This window comes from Salmonella enterica subsp. enterica serovar Typhimurium str. LT2 (assembly GCF_000006945.2).
In the GTDB taxonomy this organism is placed as follows: domain Bacteria; phylum Pseudomonadota; class Gammaproteobacteria; order Enterobacterales; family Enterobacteriaceae; genus Salmonella; species Salmonella enterica.
On record NC_003197.2, the window covers coordinates 4175689 to 4191677 of the forward strand.

The window sequence follows — 15989 nt, forward strand, 5'->3', positions numbered from 1 at the left end:
GGCGCCTCGCAGGAAATCCCTTTTAAACTGGACGTTTATACAGCACAATTCTATTTTGTGCAGGACAGTGTGGTTCCAGGAGAGGTGTTGTGGATATTACTCTTATGATAAGCGCCGTCGTGGCGCTGGCGGCTGGGGCGGTGATTGGCTGGCTGGCGACGAAAGCGCACGCCGATCAAATCCGCGCCGATCTTATCGAAGAACGGCGTGAGCTGGATATCGAACTTAGCGCGGCCCGGCAGCAATTAGCGCAAGAAGCGCACTGGCGCAGTGAATGCGAGTTACTTAATAACGAACTGCGTAGCCTGCACAGTATTAATACCTCTCTGGAAGCCGATCTGCGTGAAGTCACGACCCGTCTGGAAGCGACTCAGCAACACGCGGAAGACAAAATCCGTCAGATGATCAACAGCGAACAGCGTTTAAGCGAGCAGTTTGAAAATCTGGCGAACCGTATCTTTGAACACAGTAATCGTCGCGTAGACGAACAAAACCGACAAAGCCTGAATAGCCTGCTGACGCCGCTGCGTGAGCAACTGGACGGTTTTCGCCGCCAGGTTCAGGAGAGTTTTGGCAAAGAAGCGCAGGAGCGGCATACGCTGGCGCACGAAATTCGTAATTTGCAGCAGCTTAACGCGCAAATGGCGCAGGAAGCGATCAACCTGACGCGCGCCCTGAAAGGGGACAATAAGGCGCAAGGAAACTGGGGCGAAGTTGTGCTGGCGCGGGTGCTGGAGGCATCCGGACTGCGTGAAGGCTACGAATACGAAACCCAGGTCAGTATTGAGAACGATGCGCGCTCGCGGATGCAGCCGGATGTCATCGTCCGCTTGCCGCAGGGCAAAGATGTGGTCATCGACGCTAAAATGACGTTGGTCGCCTACGAGCGTTACTTTAACGCTGAAGATGACTACACGCGCGAGGCCGCTTTACAAGAGCACATCGCCTCGGTGCGCAATCATATTCGCTTACTGGGGCGTAAAGACTACCAGCAGCTTCCCGGCCTCCGCTCGCTGGACTATGTTCTGATGTTTATCCCCGTAGAACCCGCTTTCCTGCTGGCGTTAGATAAACAGCCCGAACTGATAACCGAGGCGCTGAAAAATAACATTATGCTGGTAAGCCCCACGACGCTGCTGGTGGCGTTACGGACAATCGCCAACCTGTGGCGCTATGAACACCAGAGCCGCAATGCGCAGCACATCGCAGACAGAGCCAGTAAGCTCTACGATAAAATGCGGTTGTTCGTTGATGATATGTCAGCGATCGGTCAGAGTCTGGATAAAGCGCAGGATAACTACCGCCAGGCGATGAAAAAACTTGCGTCGGGGCGTGGCAACGTTTTGGCGCAGGCGGAGGCCTTCCGGGGGCTAGGCGTGGAAATCAAACGCGAGATTAATCCGGATTTAGCGGAACAGGCCGTTACGCAAGATGAAGAATATCGTTTACGATCGATCCCTGAAGGGCGGCAGGATGAACATTATCCCAATGATGAACGGGTGAAGCAGCAGTTAAGTTAACCCATACGGAGTAGTTTAGTCCTGGCGCAGAGTAGGGCAAATTGGCCCAATCTGTTACACTTCTTGAACATTTTTATCGATAAGCAGGCACTGAGATGGTGGAAGATTCACAAGAAACGACGCACTTTGGCTTTCAGACCGTCGCTAAAGAGCAGAAAGCTGACATGGTGGCCCACGTTTTTCATTCTGTGGCGTCAAAGTACGATGTGATGAATGACTTAATGTCATTTGGCATTCATCGTTTGTGGAAGCGCTTCACCATTGATTGCAGTGGCGTGCGTCGTGGACAAACCGTTCTCGATTTAGCGGGTGGTACGGGCGATCTTACCGCGAAATTTTCACGTATGGTCGGGGAAACTGGCAAAGTTATCCTGGCGGATATTAATGATTCCATGCTCAAAATGGGGCGTGAGAAGCTGCGTAATATCGGCGTGATCGGCAACGTAGAGTATGTGCAGGCGAATGCCGAAGCTCTGCCTTTCCCTGATAATACGTTTGATTGCATTACCATTTCGTTTGGTTTGCGCAATGTAACGGAAAAAGAAAAAGCGCTGCGGTCAATGTTCCGTGTGTTGAAACCCGGCGGACGTTTACTGGTGCTTGAATTTTCCAAGCCTATCATTGAGCCGCTGAGTAAAGCGTATGACGCCTATTCTTTCCATATTTTACCGCGTATTGGCTCGATGGTCGCAAACGATGCGGATAGCTATCGGTATCTCGCGGAATCCATCCGTATGCATCCCGATCAGGATACCTTAAAAGCCATGATGCAGGACGCCGGATTTGAGAGCGTGGATTATTACAATCTGACGGCGGGCGTTGTGGCATTGCACCGTGGTTATAAATTCTAGGAGGGTGGAATGCCTTTTAAACCCTTAGTGACCGCAGGAATTGAAGGTCTCCTCAATACGTTTCTGTATCGTTCGCCAGCGCTGAAATCAGCCAGAACGCGCTTACAGGGAAAAGTACTGTGTGTGAAACTAAAGGGATTTTCGATGCCATTAGTCCTGGTATTCAGTGAACGCCAGGTTGATGTGCTGGGGGCATGGGAAGGCGAAGCGGACTGTACGGTAATCACTCAAGCTAGCGTTTTGCCAAAACTACGCGATCGTCAGCAGTTGGCCACGCTTATTCGCAGCGGCGAACTGGAAGTGCAGGGCGATATTCAGGTCGTGCAAAATTTTGTGGCGCTCGCCGATCTCGCCGAATTCGATCCTGCGGAGCTGTTGGCGCCATACACGGGTGATATTGCGGCGGAAAGTATCGGTAAGGTCGTGCGTGGCGGGGCTAAATTCCTGCGCCACGGGTTTCAACGCCAGCAGCGTTATGCCGCTGAAGCGATCACTGAAGAGTGGCGTATGGCGCCTGGCCCGCTGGAAGTCGCATGGTTTGCCGAAGAAACCGCGGCTGTTGAGCGCGCCGTAGATTCTCTGACCACACGGCTGGAAAAACTGGAGGCCAAATGACGCCAGGTGAAGTACGGCGCCTATATTTCATCATCCGCACGTTTTTAAGCTACGGCCTTGATGAACTCATCCCCCGAATGCGTCTTACACTGCCACTCCGATTATGGCGCTATTCGCTGTTCTGGATGCCAAACCGGCATAAAGATAAATTGCTGGGTGAACGATTAAGACTGGCGTTGCAAGAGCTGGGACCGGTCTGGATCAAATTTGGTCAGATGCTCTCCACGCGCCGTGACCTGTTCCCGCCGCAAATCGCCGATCAGCTCGCTTTGCTCCAGGATAAAGTCGCGCCATTCGATGGTCGGCTGGCGAAAGCCCAGATTGAAGAGGCGATGGGGGGGCTACCTGTCGAAGCCTGGTTTGACGACTTTGATATCCAGCCTTTAGCGTCGGCGTCAATCGCCCAGGTACATACCGCGCGATTGAAATCAAACGGTAAAGAAGTGGTTATTAAGGTCATTCGCCCGGATATTTTGCCGGTAATTCAGGCAGACCTGAAACTGATTTATCGCCTTGCTCGCTGGGTACCACGCCTGTTGCCGGATGGGCGTCGTCTGCGCCCGACGGAAGTGGTGCGTGAGTATGAGAAAACGCTGATCGATGAGCTGAATCTGCTGCGGGAATCGGCCAACGCGATTCAGTTACGCCGCAATTTTGAAAATAGTCCCATGCTGTATATCCCGGAGGTGTACTCCGATTACTGTAGCCAGAACATGATGGTGATGGAGCGGATATACGGCATTCCTGTTTCGGATGTGGCGGCGCTGGAAAAGAACGGCACCAACATGAAACTGCTGGCGGAACGCGGGGTTAAAGTTTTCTTCACCCAGGTTTTCCGCGACAGCTTTTTCCATGCGGACATGCATCCGGGAAATATTTTTGTCAGCCATGAACACCCTGAAAACCCGCAATATATCGGCATTGACTGCGGTATCGTCGGGTCGCTAAACAAAGAAGATAAGCGTTATCTGGCTGAAAACTTTATCGCGTTTTTTAATCGCGATTACCGAAAGGTGGCAGAACTGCATGTCGATTCAGGCTGGGTTCCGCCAGATACCAACGTTGAAGATTTTGAGTTTGCCATCCGCACCGTCTGTGAACCTATCTTTGAAAAGCCGCTCGCGGAAATCTCGTTTGGTCATGTGTTGTTAAACCTTTTCAATACAGCGCGTCGATTTAACATGGAAGTCCAGCCGCAACTGGTGTTGTTGCAGAAAACATTATTGTATGTTGAAGGGGTTGGGCGGCAACTTTATCCTCAGCTTGATTTGTGGAAAACGGCGAAGCCGTTTCTTGAGTCCTGGATCAAAGATCAGGTGGGTATTCCGGCTCTCACGCGGGCTCTTAAAGAAAAAGCGCCGTTCTGGGTCGAAAAAATGCCAGAAATACCTGAACTGGTGTACGACAGTTTGCGCCAGGGCAAATATTTACAGCACAGTGTTGATAAGATTGCGCGCGAGTTACAGGTAAACCATGTGCGCCAAAGTCAGTCTCGTTATTTATTGGGAATTGGCGCAACGCTGTTACTGAGCGGGTCATTCTTACTCGTCAACCGCCCTGAATGGGGATTGATGCCTGGCTGGCTCATGGTCGGCGGCGTAGTTGTCTGGCTGGTTGGCTGGCGTAAAACTCGTTGAGATTTTTTATCGCTCAACGCCGGTTGTGTCACGCAGGTACATATTATCACTCGAGGCAATACTCAGGCCGCAAGTCAATGTCGTCCCGGTCGTATGTAAAAGTATGTGAATAGGGCGGGCGAAAGCGGCTAACAAAGAGGCAGCGTGAAGGATAATGTGTATAATGCGGCCCTAATAATTCATCATCTATCACAGAGGAACATGTATGGGTGGTATCAGTATTTGGCAGTTGTTGATTGTTGCCGTTATCGTCGTACTGCTGTTCGGCACCAAAAAACTCGGTTCCATCGGTTCCGATCTTGGCGCGTCTATCAAAGGCTTTAAAAAGGCCATGAGCGATGATGATGCCAAACAGGATAAAACCAGTCAGGACGCTGATTTTACCGCTAAATCTATCGCGGATAAGCAAGGCGAAGCGAAAAAGGAAGACGCTAAAAGCCAAGATAAAGAGCAGGTATAATCCGTGTTTGATATCGGTTTTAGCGAACTGCTGTTAGTGTTCGTTATCGGCCTCATTGTGTTGGGGCCGCAACGATTGCCAGTAGCGGTAAAAACGGTAGCGGGCTGGATTCGCGCGTTGCGGTCCCTTGCGACAACGGTTCAGAATGAACTGACTCAGGAACTGAAACTTCAGGAGTTCCAGGACAGTCTGAAAAAAGTCGAAAAGGCGAGCCTGGAAAATCTGACTCCCGAACTGAAAGCATCTATGGATGAACTGCGTCAGGCGGCGGAGTCGATGAAACGCACCTACAGCGCTAACGATCCCGAACAAGCGAGCGATGAAGCGCATACCATCCATAATCCGGTGGTAAAAGGGAACGAAACGCAGCATGAGGGCGTCACCCCTGCCGCCGCTGAAACACAGGCGAGCGCGCCGGAACAAAAGCCGGAGCCCGTTAAAGCTAACGTGCCTGAGTCGACGGAAACCGCTTCCGTAGCCACGATAGACGCCGAGAAGAAATCCGCTGCGCCTGTTGTCGAATCTTCCCCCTCGTCGAGTGATAAACCGTAAACATGGCTGTAGAAGATACTCAACCGCTTATCACGCATCTGATCGAGTTGCGTAAGCGCCTGCTAAACTGCATCGTCGCAGTACTTCTGATTTTTCTGGCGTTAATTTATTTCGCCAATGATATTTATCATTTAGTCGCCGCACCGCTGATTAAACAGATGCCGCAAGGGGCGACAATGATTGCGACGGATGTGGCGTCGCCGTTTTTTACGCCTATCAAACTCACCTTCATGGTGTCTTTGATCTTATCCGCGCCTGTCATTTTGTACCAGGTTTGGGCCTTTATCGCCCCGGCGCTGTATAAGCATGAGCGTCGTCTGGTCGTACCTCTGCTGGTATCCAGCTCGCTGCTTTTCTATATTGGTATGGCCTTCGCCTATTTTGTCGTATTCCCTTTGGCCTTTGGTTTCCTGACGCATACGGCGCCGGAAGGGGTACAGGTTTCGACAGATATCGCCAGCTATCTTAGCTTTGTCATGGCGCTTTTTATGGCCTTTGGCGTAGCCTTTGAAGTGCCGGTGGCGATTGTGTTGCTGTGCTGGATGGGCATCACCACGCCAGAAGATTTGCGTAAAAAACGGCCTTATATCCTGGTCGGGGCATTCATTGTGGGAATGCTGCTTACGCCGCCAGATGTTTTCTCGCAAACGTTGCTGGCGATACCGATGTACTGCCTGTTTGAAATTGGCGTTTTCTGCTCACGCTTTTATGTCGGTAAGCGACGGACGCGCGACGAAGATAACGAGGCCGAAACCGAAAAGGCCGAGCACACTGAAGACTAAACACAACCGCCCGCCAGGGCGGTTGTCATATGGGGGCAAGCATGTTTGATATTGGCGTTAATTTAACCAGTAGCCAGTTTGCAAAAGATCGTGATGATGTGGTCGCCCGTGCGTTTGCGGCGGGAGTAAAAGGTATGCTACTGACCGGAACGAACATCCATGAAAGTCAGCAGGCGTTAAAACTGGCGCGGCGCTACCCCCATTGTTGGTCGACGGCTGGCGTCCATCCCCATGACAGCAGTCAGTGGTCACCCGCGTCTGAAGACGCCATTATTGCGCTGGCGAACCAGCCGGAAGTCGTCGCTATCGGTGAGTGCGGGCTGGATTTCAATCGCAATTTTTCCACGCCGCAGGAGCAGGAGCGTGCCTTTCAGGCGCAGCTACAAATTGCCGCCGAATTGCAGATACCAATCTTTATGCACTGCCGGGACGCGCATGAGCGATTTCTGGTATTGCTTGATCCCTGGCTGGATAGTCTTCCTGGTGCAATACTGCACTGCTTTACCGGTTCACGCCAGCAAATGCAGGCCTGTGTGGATAGAGGGCTCTATATCGGTATTACCGGGTGGGTTTGCGACGAACGACGCGGGCTTGAGCTACGTGAACTCTTACCGTTTATTCCAGCGGAAAAGCTACTGATAGAAACCGACGCGCCGTATCTGTTGCCTCGCGATCTTACGCCGAAACCAACGTCACGACGCAACGAGCCCGCGTATCTGCCTCACATCCTGGAGCGCATAGCGCTATGGCGTGGTGAAGATCCGCAATGGTTAGCGGCGATGACAGATGCCAACGCCAGAACCTTATTTGAGGTTGTATTCTGAACGATCGCTAAATCTTGCGAAAACCGGTGTTTTTTACGCTCTGCTTCACTTCTTTATTGAGTAAATTAAGCAGTAACATCGAACGCGTTTCGCCATCCGGTTCGGTAAAAATCGCTTTCAGCCCTTCAAATGCGCCTTCCGTGATGATGACGCTATCGCCGGGATAGGGGGTTTCAGGATCGACAACGCCTTCGGGCTTGTAGATAGAAAGCTGATGAATAACGCTGGAAGGCACGATCGCAGGATGCGCGCCAAAGCGCACAAAATGGCTGACGCCGCGCGTGGCGTTGATTGTAGTGGTATGTATCACTTCCGGATCAAATTCAACGAACAGATAATTAGGAAAGAGCGGTTCGCTGACGGAGGTACGTTTTCCGCGTACCATTTTTTCCAGGGTGATCATCGGTGTCAGGCAACTTACCGCTTGTCTTTCGAGGTGTTCCTGAGCACGCTGAAGTTGCCCGCGTTTGCAGTACAGTAAATACCAGGATTGCATAATGACTCTTATCCGCTTGTTCGGGGCGCAAGCATAGCAAAAGCCATGCGCGAAGTTAATTATACACTTCATCCTTTAAGCCGTATCTGGATTAGCGTTGGTTGCCAGAGTTCACGCTAATTTAACAAAAATACAGCATCCCGATGATGAACGCCGTATAATGATGCGCTTACCAAGAGGCTACAATGGACGCCATGAAATATCACGATTTACGCGACTTCCTGACGCTACTTGAGCAGCAGGGGGAACTAAAACGCATCACGCTACCTGTGGATCCTCATCTGGAAATCACGGAAATCGCTGACCGCACGCTGCGTGCCGGTGGACCGGCGTTGCTGTTTGAAAATCCTAAAGGTTACGCCATGCCGGTGCTGTGCAACCTTTTTGGCACGCCAAAACGCGTGGCGATGGGCATGGGGCAGGATGATGTTTCCGCCTTACGGGAAGTGGGTAAATTATTAGCGTTTCTTAAAGAACCTGAGCCGCCGAAAGGCTTTCGCGATCTGTTTGACAAGCTGCCGCAGTTTAAGCAAGTGCTGAATATGCCGACGAAACGGTTACGCGGCGCGCCTTGCCAGCAGAAAATCGCGTCTGGCGATGATGTCGATTTAACGCGTCTTCCTGTCATGACCTGTTGGCCGGACGACGCCGCGCCGCTGATTACCTGGGGACTGACGGTAACGCGTGGTCCGCACAAAGAGCGGCAAAACCTGGGCATTTATCGTCAGCAGTTGATAGGTAAAAATAAGCTGATTATGCGCTGGCTGTCTCACCGCGGCGGCGCGCTGGATTTTCAGGAGTGGTTAGCCGCGCGTCCGGGTGAACGTTTCCCGGTCTCCGTCGCATTGGGCGCCGATCCGGCGACGATACTTGGCGCCGTGACTCCTGTTCCCGATACTCTGTCGGAGTATGCCTTTGCGGGCCTGCTGCGCGGCACGAAAACTGAAGTGGTTAAATGCCTTTCTAACGATCTGGAAGTGCCTGCCAGCGCCGAGATTATCCTTGAAGGTTACATTGAGCCGGGAGAGATGGCGCCGGAAGGACCGTATGGCGATCATACGGGCTATTATAATGAAGTGGATAGCTTTCCGGTCTTTACCGTCACGCATATTACACAGCGTGAGGATGCCATCTATCACTCCACCTATACCGGGCGTCCGCCCGATGAGCCTGCGGTATTAGGGGTGGCGCTCAATGAAGTCTTCGTGCCTATTCTGCAAAAACAGTTTCCGGAAATCGTCGACTTTTATCTGCCGCCGGAAGGGTGTTCTTACCGCCTGGCGGTAGTGACGATGAAAAAGCAGTACGCTGGTCATGCGAAACGCGTCATGATGGGCGTCTGGTCGTTTTTGCGCCAGTTTATGTATACGAAATTTGTTATCGTTTGCGATGATGACGTTAACGCACGCGACTGGAATGATGTGATCTGGGCGATTACCACCCGTATGGACCCTGCACGGGATACGGTGCTGGTTGAAAATACGCCGATTGATTACCTGGATTTTGCCTCGCCGGTCTCCGGGCTGGGTTCAAAAATGGGGCTGGATGCCACAAACAAATGGCCGGGCGAAACCCAACGCGAGTGGGGTCGTCCTATTGTTAAAGATCCTGAAGTTACCGCGCGTATTGATGCGATTTGGGATGAGCTGGCTATCTTTAAATAACTGAAAGCGGACATCGACATTTCAGGCTGCGGCGACTCAGCTTGAAAAATGTCGGTATTGACCCGACACCCGACAGAGGGAGCGCATGACAACCTTAAGCTGTAAAGTGACCTCGGTAGAAGCTATCACCGATACCGTATATCGGGTTCGTTTAGTGCCGGACGCGGCGTTTTCATTCCGCGCTGGTCAGTATTTGATGGTCGTAATGGACGAGCGTGACAAACGCCCGTTTTCGATGGCTTCAACGCCGGACGAGAAAGGGTTTATTGAATTACACATTGGCGCCTCCGAGCTCAATCTGTATGCGATGGCGGTCATGGATCGGATTCTGAAAGACCGGGAAATCGTCGTCGATATTCCGCATGGCGACGCCTGGCTACGTGACGATGAAGAGCGTCCGTTGATTCTGATCGCGGGCGGTACGGGCTTTTCTTATGTGCGCTCCATCCTGTTGACGGCGTTAGCGCGCAACCCGGCCCGCGATGTTACCATTTACTGGGGCGGCCGCGAAGAAAAGCACCTCTATGATCTCTCTGAGCTGGAAGCACTCTCTGTTAACCATCCGAATTTGCGTATTGAACCTGTTGTCGAGCAGCCGGAAGAAGGCTGGCGTGGACGTACAGGAACGGTACTTACGGCGGTATTGCAGGATTATGGTACGCTGGCGGGGCACGATATTTATATTGCCGGACGTTTTGAGATGGCGAAAATCGCCCGCGATCTGTTCTGTCATGAGCGTAACGCGCGGGAAGATCGTCTGTTTGGCGATGCGTTCGCATTTATTTAACTATTTTATGGGACGCAGTAGCGTCCCTTTTTACGTTAGCCTACCTAAAAGTCCTCTTAAATATTAATTAATCGTCAACTATAAAACCTTATGATATTGAATATCTACAGGCTTTGTATTGCGTGTAATAAATTAAGTAATATTATGTCCTGAGGCTATCAATAAAAATAGTTAATTATATATGCTTCATTTATTTTTATAAAAGAAACATAAAATGGAAAGTTAGTTATTTATTTATAAGATGGAGAGTGTTATGAAATTTAAATATGCTTTAACTTCTCTCGCATTATCTGTTGCAATTTTGTCATCAGTACCTTCTACTGCTTTCGCCATCGGCGGCGCCAGCGGCGCTAAAGTGGACTATCAGGTCCAGGGAAAAATTGGCGAAGTTGTTATGAACCCCTATGATATCGCGCCGCTAACCGCCGTTATTCGTAATGGCGGTTACCAGTTACGTGACGTGCATGTACGGATTGTACCCAAAGAAAATGGCCAGGAGATCGCGTATAAAGTTAATAATAAATACCTTTTAACGTATGGCGGTATTCCCGTCTTTGGTCTTTACCCGGATTATGTCAATACCGTTGAAGTTGAATATACAAGTATCCAGGGTAGTAAAACCGAAAATGTAAAAGAAAGCTATAAAATGTATGCACCGCCTGCCTATATTGAATCAGCGGGTACAAAAGAAGAACAATCAGCACTCTTTACTATCGATGTTAAAAAGGTTTCCCCAGAATTTAAAGATCGCTTGTATCTTTTGAATAATACGAAAGATAAGTCTGGGAATGGAACGCGTACTGTCTGGAACAACCCTACTGGGGGTGCATTAGAATGGAACTTCACTACAGCTAACGCTATTATCGACACCTCCGGTGATATTCGTTGGTTTATGAATCCAAGTTCAATTTATGATTTAAAGTCAATTTATCGTGCTGGCGTTATGATGGGCTTTAAACAAAACTAGGATGGCGCACTATCGTGGGGCTACGGTCAGCGTTATGTGAAATACGATATCATGGGGCGTGAAATCTTTAACCGCCGCCTGCCGGATAATTATAACGATTTTTCACACTCAATGGATAACGCGGCCAACGGTCACTACTTCCTGCGTGTAGCCAGCTCTAACTATAAACGCCCTGATGGGAAAAATGTTCGTACCGTGCGTGATGTGATTGCCGAAGTTGATCAGAACGGCGTGGTAGTGGATGAATGGCGTCTGTTTGATATCCTCGATCCTTATCGTGATGTGATAATGAAAACCCTCGATCAGGGCGCTGTGTGCCTGAATATCGACGCCAGCCAGTCCGGCCATACGTTGAGCGAAGAAGATCTGGCGGCGCTGGACTCCTCCGACAAATTCGGGGATATCGTGGGTAGTGGGGCTGGCCGCAACTGGGCGCATGTCAACAGCGTCGACTATGACAGTGAAGATGATTCCATCATCATCAGCTCCCGCCACCAGAGTGCGATTATCAAAATCGGCCGCGATAAGAAAGTGAAGTGGATACTGGGTACGCCTGCTGGCTGGAAAGCGCCATTTAATGCCGCAATTCTGACGCCTGTGGATAGCAAAGGCCAAAAAATCGCCTGCCAGGACAGTGGCTGCGAGGGTGACTTCGACTGGACATGGACGCAACATACGGCCTTTAAAATTGATAGTAAGAGTAAAGGCGATATCTTATACCTTTCCGCTTTCGACAATGGCGATGGCCGCGGCTTAGAACAGCCTGCTATGCAGAGTATGAAATACAGCCGCTCCGTGATTTACAAAATCGACCAGAAAAACAAGACAGTCCAACAGATCTGGCAATACGGTAAAGAGCGCGGGAACGAGTGGTTTAGCCCGGTAACCTCTATCACCGAGTACCAGACTGACAAGAATTCTGTGTTCGTGTATTCCGCAACAGCAGGTGGTGCGTTTGATTTATCGGTAGGCGCATTTACCAGCTTGCCTAATCCGTATCTGGAAGAGTTCAAATGGGGAGAAAAAGAGCCTGCGGTTGAAATGCAAATACATGGTGCGCGTGGATATCAGGCTATGCCATTTAGCCTGACCAAAGCGCTTACTGAGTAGAGCAGGCCATACGGTGAAAAAACCCGCCCCTGACGGGCGGGAAAAACGGCAACTAAACTGTTTCCCGTCATAATTCGCGCAGCCTCTTTGTTGGCTGCCTTTGCTCACCCCGGGCACATAGTTATCTATGTGCCCGGGGATTCGCTCAGTTGCCGCTGCGCTGCAATGCGAGTTATTTAGGGGATATTATCTTTGATTAAACCCGCTCAAACACCGTGGCGATGCCCTGACCCAGACCAATACACATCGTCGCCAGACCAAACTGCGCGTCTTTGCGCTCCATCAGGTTGATAAGCGTGGTGCTGATACGTGCTCCGGAGCAGCCGAGCGGATGACCAAGCGCGATCGCACCGCCGTTGAGGTTGATCTTCTCGTCTATCTGCTCCATCAATCCCAGATCCTTAATGCATGGCAGGATCTGTGCGGCAAACGCTTCGTTCATCTCAAACACATCGATATCGCTGGCTGACAGTCCCGCTTTTTTCAACGCCAGTTTTGACGCCGGAACCGGCCCGTAACCCATAATTGACGGATCACAACCCACCACTGCCATTGAGCGAATACGGGCGCGAGGTTTCAGACCCAGCTCACGGGCACGACTTTCGCTCATTACCAGCATGGCGGCTGCGCCATCGGAAAGCGCGGATGAGGTGCCCGCCGTGACCGTGCCACTAACCGGATCAAATGCCGGACGCAGCGTTGATAGCGCTTCGACCGTGGTTTCCGGGCGGATCACTTCATCGTAGTTAAACTGCTTCAACACGCCGTCTGCATCATGACCGCCAGTCGGGATAATCTCCGTTTTGAATGCGCCAGACTGGGTGGCGGCCCAGGCGCGAGCGTGAGAACGCGCGGCGAACTGGTCCTGCATTTCCCGGCTAATGCCGTGCAGGCGGGAGAGCATTTCCGCCGTTAGCCCCATCATCCCTGCCGCTTTGGCGACGTTGCGACTCAGACCCGGGTGAAAATCCACGCCGTGGCTCATCGGCACGTGCCCCATATGCTCCACGCCGCCAACCAGACAAACCTGCGCATCGCCGGTCATGATCATTCGCGCTGCATCGTGTAACGCCTGCATCGAGGAACCACACAGACGGTTGACGGTGACCGCCGGTACCGAATGGGGAATTTCTGCCAGCAGCGCGGCGTTACGGGCAATGTTGAAGCCTTGCTCCAGCGTTTGTTGTACGCAGCCCCAGTAAATATCATCGAGGGTCGCCGCTGTAAGCGACGGATTACGCGCCAGCAGGCTACGCATTAAGTGGGCGGAGAGATCTTCTGCTCGCACGTTGCGAAACGCGCCGCCCTTCGAACGGCCCATCGGGGTGCGAATAGCATCGACAATGACAACCTGTTCCATTGTGACTCCTTAAGCCGTTTTCAGAGAACCAACCGGACGGGCTGGTTCAACCGGGGGATAATACGGTTCGTTATGGCGCGCTTTATTACGCAGCCCTTCCGGCACCTCATACAGCGGGCCGAGGTGTTGATACTGCTGCGCCATATCAAGATATTTCGCGCTGCCCTGTGTATCCAGCCAGCGGAATGCGCCGCCGTGGAACGGAGGGAAGCCCAGGCCGTAGACCAGCGCCATATCGGCTTCCGCCGGGCTTGCGATAATGCCTTCTTCCAGACAGCGAACCACTTCGTTAATCATCGGGATCATCATACGGGCGATTATCTCGTCGTCGCTGAAGTCGCGTTTCGGCTGGCTGACGCTTGCCAGCAGGTCATCCACCGCGGCATCTTCTTCTTTCTTCGGCTTACCCTTGCTGTCTTCTTTATAGCGCCAGAAGCCCAGACCGTTTTTTTGCCCAAAACGGCTGGCGTCAAACAATGCGTCGATCGCGTCGCGGTAATCTTTCTGCATACGCTGTGGGAAGCCTGCCGCCATTACTGCCTGCGCGTGGTGGGCGGTATCAATACCCACCACGTCGAGCAGATAGGCCGGGCCCATCGGCCAGCCGAACTGTTTTTCCATCACTTTATCGACTTTGCGGAAATCCGCGCCGTCGCGCAGCAGTTGACTGAAACCGGCGAAATAGGGGAACAGCACGCGGTTAACAAAGAAGCCGGGGCAGTCGTTGACTACAATCGGTGTCTTGCCCATTTTGCTGGCCCAGGCGACGACTTTGGCAATGGTTTCGTCTGAACTCTTCTCGCCGCGAATGATTTCAACCAGCGGCATCCGGTGTACCGGGTTGAAGAAGTGCATTCCGCAAAAGTTTTCCGGACGTTCCAGGGCGCTTGCCAGTTCGCCAATTGGGATGGTGGAGGTATTTGAGGCCAGCACGGTTTCCGGGCGCACTTTCTGCTCGGTTTCCGCCAGTACCGCTTTTTTGACTTTCGGATTTTCGACTACCGCTTCGACAACAACATCTACGCGATCGAAACCGGCATAATCGAGAGTCGGGTGGATGGTCGAAATGACGCCCGCCAGCTTCAGACCGTCGATCTTGCCGCGCTCCAGCTGTTTGTTCAGCAGCTTGGCCGCTTCGGTCATGCCGAGGTTCAACGATTTATCGTTGATATCTTTCATGATGACCGGTACGCCTTTCCAGGCCGACTGGTAAGCGATACCGCCGCCCATAATGCCCGCGCCCAGTACGGCTGCCTGTTTCGGCGTCTCAATATCTTTGGTCAGCTTTTTGGCTTTACCTTTTACATATTGATCGTTGAGGAAGATACCGACCAGCGCACGAGCCTCATTGGTATGCGCCAGCGGAACAAAGCTTTTATTTTCCAGATTCAGCGCTTCTTCACGACCAAAACGCGCGGCGGCTTCAATGGTTTTCACTGCGGTCATCGGCGCCGGATAATGTTTACCCGCCGTTTGTGCGACCATGCCTTTAGCGATGGTAAAGCTCATCGCTGCTTCAATCTTACTGAGTTTCAACGGTTCCAGTTTCGGCTGGCGTTTAGCTCTCCAGTCGAGATCGCCGGTAATGGCCTGGCGTAACACCGCTATCGCGCCTTCAATTAGCTTCTCTTGTTTGACCACGCCGTCCACAAGGCCGATTTTCAGCGCGTGCTCAGCACCGACATCTTTACCTGCCGCGATAATCTCCAGCGCGCTGTCTGCGCCCAGCATACGCGGCAGACGAACGGAGCCGCCGAAACCCGGCATGATGCCCAGTTTAGTTTCCGGCAGACCGATACGGAGGTCTGGCGTCGCCAGACGGTAATCGGTGGCCAGCACGCATTCGCACCCGCCGCCCAGCGCATAGCCGTTTACGGCGGCAAGGGTCGGTACGGGTAAATCTTCCAGACGGTTAAAGACGCTATTAGCGAAATGCAGCCATTGGCTTAACTGCTCTTCGGGGACGAGGAACAGTGAAAGAAATTCGGTGATGTCCGCGCCGACAATAAAGGCCGCTTTATTAGAGCGCAGCAGCAGCCCTTTTAAATCGTGTTGCTTTTCCAGCACCTCAAGCGCCTGGCCGAGGCTGGCGACGGTTGCGGTGTCGAGTTTATTGACCGAGCCTGGAGCATCGAACACCAGTTCGGCGATGCCATCTTCCAGCCAGTCGAGGTACAGGGTGTCGCCTTTATAAAGCATGTCAGTCTCCTGAATCCACAAAGTGATCTGGTCGTACCAGATGAAGCGAAGTGTGTATTTTGTGTTAAAAAAATGCAAATAAATGATTAAAGAAATGCCGATGTGATCACGCTCGGCAGAGATCACGCTCTCGTGGGGCGATGTGCTAAGATGCGGGAACTTGAG

General features: G+C 51.9%; 15 protein-coding genes and 17 other annotated features. Of the genes, 12 read left to right on the forward strand and 3 right to left on the reverse strand.

The window, feature by feature from the left end:
• Positions 1–76 precede the first annotated feature (76 nt).
• Positions 77–82, forward strand: a ribosome-binding site (putative RBS for yigN; RegulonDB:STMS1H003905).
• The 8 genes from yigN (at position 77) to yigW (ending at position 7241) form a co-directional block, all read left to right on the forward strand.
• Positions 77–1520, forward strand: a protein-coding gene (gene yigN, locus STM3969; protein NP_462854.1) for a putative inner membrane protein. Within the gene, positions 90–1520 belong to an annotated coding region; the region does not span the whole gene. Its footprint overlaps the feature before it by 6 nt.
• A gap of 84 nt (positions 1521–1604) precedes the next feature.
• Positions 1605–1610, forward strand: a ribosome-binding site (putative RBS for ubiE; RegulonDB:STMS1H003906).
• The gene (gene ubiE, locus STM3970) for a 2-DMK methyltransferase (protein NP_462855.1) occupies positions 1605–2371 on the forward strand. Within the gene, positions 1616–2371 belong to an annotated coding region; the region does not span the whole gene. Its footprint overlaps the feature before it by 6 nt.
• Positions 2369–2374: a ribosome-binding site (putative RBS for yigP; RegulonDB:STMS1H003907), on the forward strand. Its footprint overlaps the gene before it by 3 nt.
• The gene (yigP, locus tag STM3971) for a putative inner membrane protein (RefSeq protein NP_462856.1) occupies positions 2369–2986 on the forward strand. Within the gene, positions 2381–2986 belong to an annotated coding region; the region does not span the whole gene. Its footprint overlaps the feature before it by 6 nt. Before ubiE ends, yigP begins: the two co-directional genes overlap by 3 nt.
• Positions 2972–2977 (forward strand) — a ribosome-binding site (putative RBS for aarF; RegulonDB:STMS1H003908). It overlaps the preceding gene by 6 nt.
• Positions 2972–4623, forward strand: a protein-coding gene (gene aarF, locus STM3972) for a putative regulator in ubiquinone biosynthesis (RefSeq protein ID NP_462857.1). Within the gene, positions 2983–4623 belong to an annotated coding region; the region does not span the whole gene. Before yigP ends, aarF begins: the two co-directional genes overlap by 15 nt.
• 194 nt (positions 4624–4817) lie before the next feature.
• Positions 4818–4823 (forward strand) — a ribosome-binding site (putative RBS for tatA; RegulonDB:STMS1H003909).
• Positions 4818–5083, forward strand: a protein-coding gene (gene tatA, locus STM3973; protein NP_462858.1) for a component of Sec-independent protein secretion pathway. Within the gene, positions 4829–5083 belong to an annotated coding region; the region does not span the whole gene. (Overlaps the previous feature by 6 nt.)
• Positions 5075–5080, forward strand: a ribosome-binding site (putative RBS for tatB; RegulonDB:STMS1H003910). (Overlaps the previous gene by 6 nt.)
• Positions 5075–5635 (forward strand): component of Sec-independent protein secretion pathway gene (gene tatB, locus STM3974; RefSeq protein NP_462859.1). Within the gene, positions 5087–5635 belong to an annotated coding region; the region does not span the whole gene. Before tatA ends, tatB begins: the two co-directional genes overlap by 9 nt.
• A gap of 2 nt (positions 5636–5637) precedes the next feature.
• On the forward strand, positions 5638–6417 hold the full coding sequence (gene tatC / locus STM3975; RefSeq protein NP_462860.1) for a component of sec-independent protein export: 780 nt from the start codon (positions 5638–5640) through the stop codon (positions 6415–6417).
• Positions 6418–6446: 29 nt separating this feature from the next.
• Positions 6447–6452: a ribosome-binding site (putative RBS for yigW; RegulonDB:STMS1H003911), on the forward strand.
• Positions 6447–7241, forward strand: a protein-coding gene (gene yigW / locus STM3976) for a putative hydrolase of PHP superfamily (RefSeq protein ID NP_462861.3). Within the gene, positions 6459–7241 belong to an annotated coding region; the region does not span the whole gene. It overlaps the preceding feature by 6 nt.
• 7 nt (positions 7242–7248) lie before the next feature.
• Here yigW and rfaH read toward each other — a convergent pair.
• Positions 7249–7753, reverse strand: a protein-coding gene (gene rfaH / locus STM3977; RefSeq protein ID NP_462862.1) for a transcriptional activator. Within the gene, positions 7249–7737 belong to an annotated coding region; the region does not span the whole gene.
• Positions 7748–7753, reverse strand: a ribosome-binding site (putative RBS for rfaH; RegulonDB:STMS1H003912). (Overlaps the previous gene by 6 nt.)
• Before the next feature lie 160 nt (positions 7754–7913).
• Positions 7914–7919: a ribosome-binding site (putative RBS for yigC; RegulonDB:STMS1H003913), on the forward strand.
• On the opposite strand from rfaH, the gene yigC reads away from it, so the two are divergent.
• From yigC to STM3981, 4 genes are all read left to right on the forward strand, one after another.
• Positions 7914–9401, forward strand: a protein-coding gene (yigC, locus tag STM3978) for a putative oxidoreductase (protein NP_462863.1). Within the gene, positions 7923–9401 belong to an annotated coding region; the region does not span the whole gene. It overlaps the preceding feature by 6 nt.
• Positions 9402–9476: 75 nt before the next feature.
• Positions 9477–9482 (forward strand) — a ribosome-binding site (putative RBS for ubiB; RegulonDB:STMS1H003914).
• Positions 9477–10188 (forward strand): FMN reductase gene (gene ubiB / locus STM3979; RefSeq protein NP_462864.1). Within the gene, positions 9487–10188 belong to an annotated coding region; the region does not span the whole gene. (Overlaps the previous feature by 6 nt.)
• A gap of 247 nt (positions 10189–10435) precedes the next feature.
• Positions 10436–10441, forward strand: a ribosome-binding site (putative RBS for STM3980; RegulonDB:STMS1H003915).
• Positions 10436–11155, forward strand: a protein-coding gene (locus STM3980) for a putative outer membrane protein (RefSeq protein NP_462865.1). Within the gene, positions 10442–11155 belong to an annotated coding region; the region does not span the whole gene. Its footprint overlaps the feature before it by 6 nt.
• A gap of 48 nt (positions 11156–11203) precedes the next feature.
• Positions 11204–11209: a ribosome-binding site (putative RBS for STM3981; RegulonDB:STMS1H003916), on the forward strand.
• Positions 11204–12265 (forward strand): putative cytoplasmic protein gene (locus STM3981; protein ID NP_462866.1). Within the gene, positions 11207–12265 belong to an annotated coding region; the region does not span the whole gene. Its footprint overlaps the feature before it by 6 nt.
• A gap of 196 nt (positions 12266–12461) precedes the next feature.
• Here the strand turns inward: STM3981 and fadA are convergent.
• The gene (fadA, locus tag STM3982; protein ID NP_462867.1) for a 3-ketoacyl-CoA thiolase occupies positions 12462–13636 on the reverse strand. Within the gene, positions 12462–13625 belong to an annotated coding region; the region does not span the whole gene.
• Positions 13631–13636: a ribosome-binding site (putative RBS for fadA; RegulonDB:STMS1H003917), on the reverse strand. It overlaps the preceding gene by 6 nt.
• Positions 13635–15905, reverse strand: a protein-coding gene (gene fadB / locus STM3983; RefSeq protein ID NP_462868.1) for a 3-hydroxyacyl-coA dehydrogenase of 4-enzyme FadB protein. Within the gene, positions 13635–15824 belong to an annotated coding region; the region does not span the whole gene. The genes fadA and fadB overlap by 2 nt, the downstream gene beginning before the upstream one ends.
• Positions 15831–15836 (reverse strand) — a ribosome-binding site (putative RBS for fadB; RegulonDB:STMS1H003918). Its footprint overlaps the gene before it by 6 nt.
• Positions 15845–15863, reverse strand: a protein binding site (putative binding site for FadR, RegulonDB: STMS1H000182).
• Positions 15881–15889 (reverse strand) — a -10 signal (putative -10_signal for fadB; RegulonDB:STMLTH004637).
• Positions 15897–15905 (reverse strand) — a -35 signal (putative -35_signal for fadB; RegulonDB:STMLTH004637).
• Positions 15906–15989: the final 84 nt, after the last annotated feature.

Coding starts and splice junctions, on each gene's coding strand:
- ubiE (NP_462855.1), top strand. CDS start 1,616: ATGGTGGAAGATTCACAAGAAACGACGCACTTTGGCTTTCAGACCGTC.
- yigP (NP_462856.1), top strand. CDS start 2,381: ATGCCTTTTAAACCCTTAGTGACCGCAGGAATTGAAGGTCTCCTCAAT.
- aarF (NP_462857.1), top strand. CDS start 2,983: ATGACGCCAGGTGAAGTACGGCGCCTATATTTCATCATCCGCACGTTT.
- tatA (NP_462858.1), top strand. CDS start 4,829: ATGGGTGGTATCAGTATTTGGCAGTTGTTGATTGTTGCCGTTATCGTC.
- tatC (NP_462860.1), top strand. CDS start 5,638: ATGGCTGTAGAAGATACTCAACCGCTTATCACGCATCTGATCGAGTTG.
- yigW (NP_462861.3), top strand. CDS start 6,459: ATGTTTGATATTGGCGTTAATTTAACCAGTAGCCAGTTTGCAAAAGAT.
- rfaH (NP_462862.1), bottom strand. CDS start 7,737: ATGCAATCCTGGTATTTACTGTACTGCAAACGCGGGCAACTTCAGCGT.
- yigC (NP_462863.1), top strand. CDS start 7,923: ATGGACGCCATGAAATATCACGATTTACGCGACTTCCTGACGCTACTT.
- ubiB (NP_462864.1), top strand. CDS start 9,487: ATGACAACCTTAAGCTGTAAAGTGACCTCGGTAGAAGCTATCACCGAT.
- STM3980 (NP_462865.1), top strand. CDS start 10,442: ATGAAATTTAAATATGCTTTAACTTCTCTCGCATTATCTGTTGCAATT.
- STM3981 (NP_462866.1), top strand. CDS start 11,207: ATGGGGCGTGAAATCTTTAACCGCCGCCTGCCGGATAATTATAACGAT.
- fadA (NP_462867.1), bottom strand. CDS start 13,625: ATGGAACAGGTTGTCATTGTCGATGCTATTCGCACCCCGATGGGCCGT.
- fadB (NP_462868.1), bottom strand. CDS start 15,824: ATGCTTTATAAAGGCGACACCCTGTACCTCGACTGGCTGGAAGATGGC.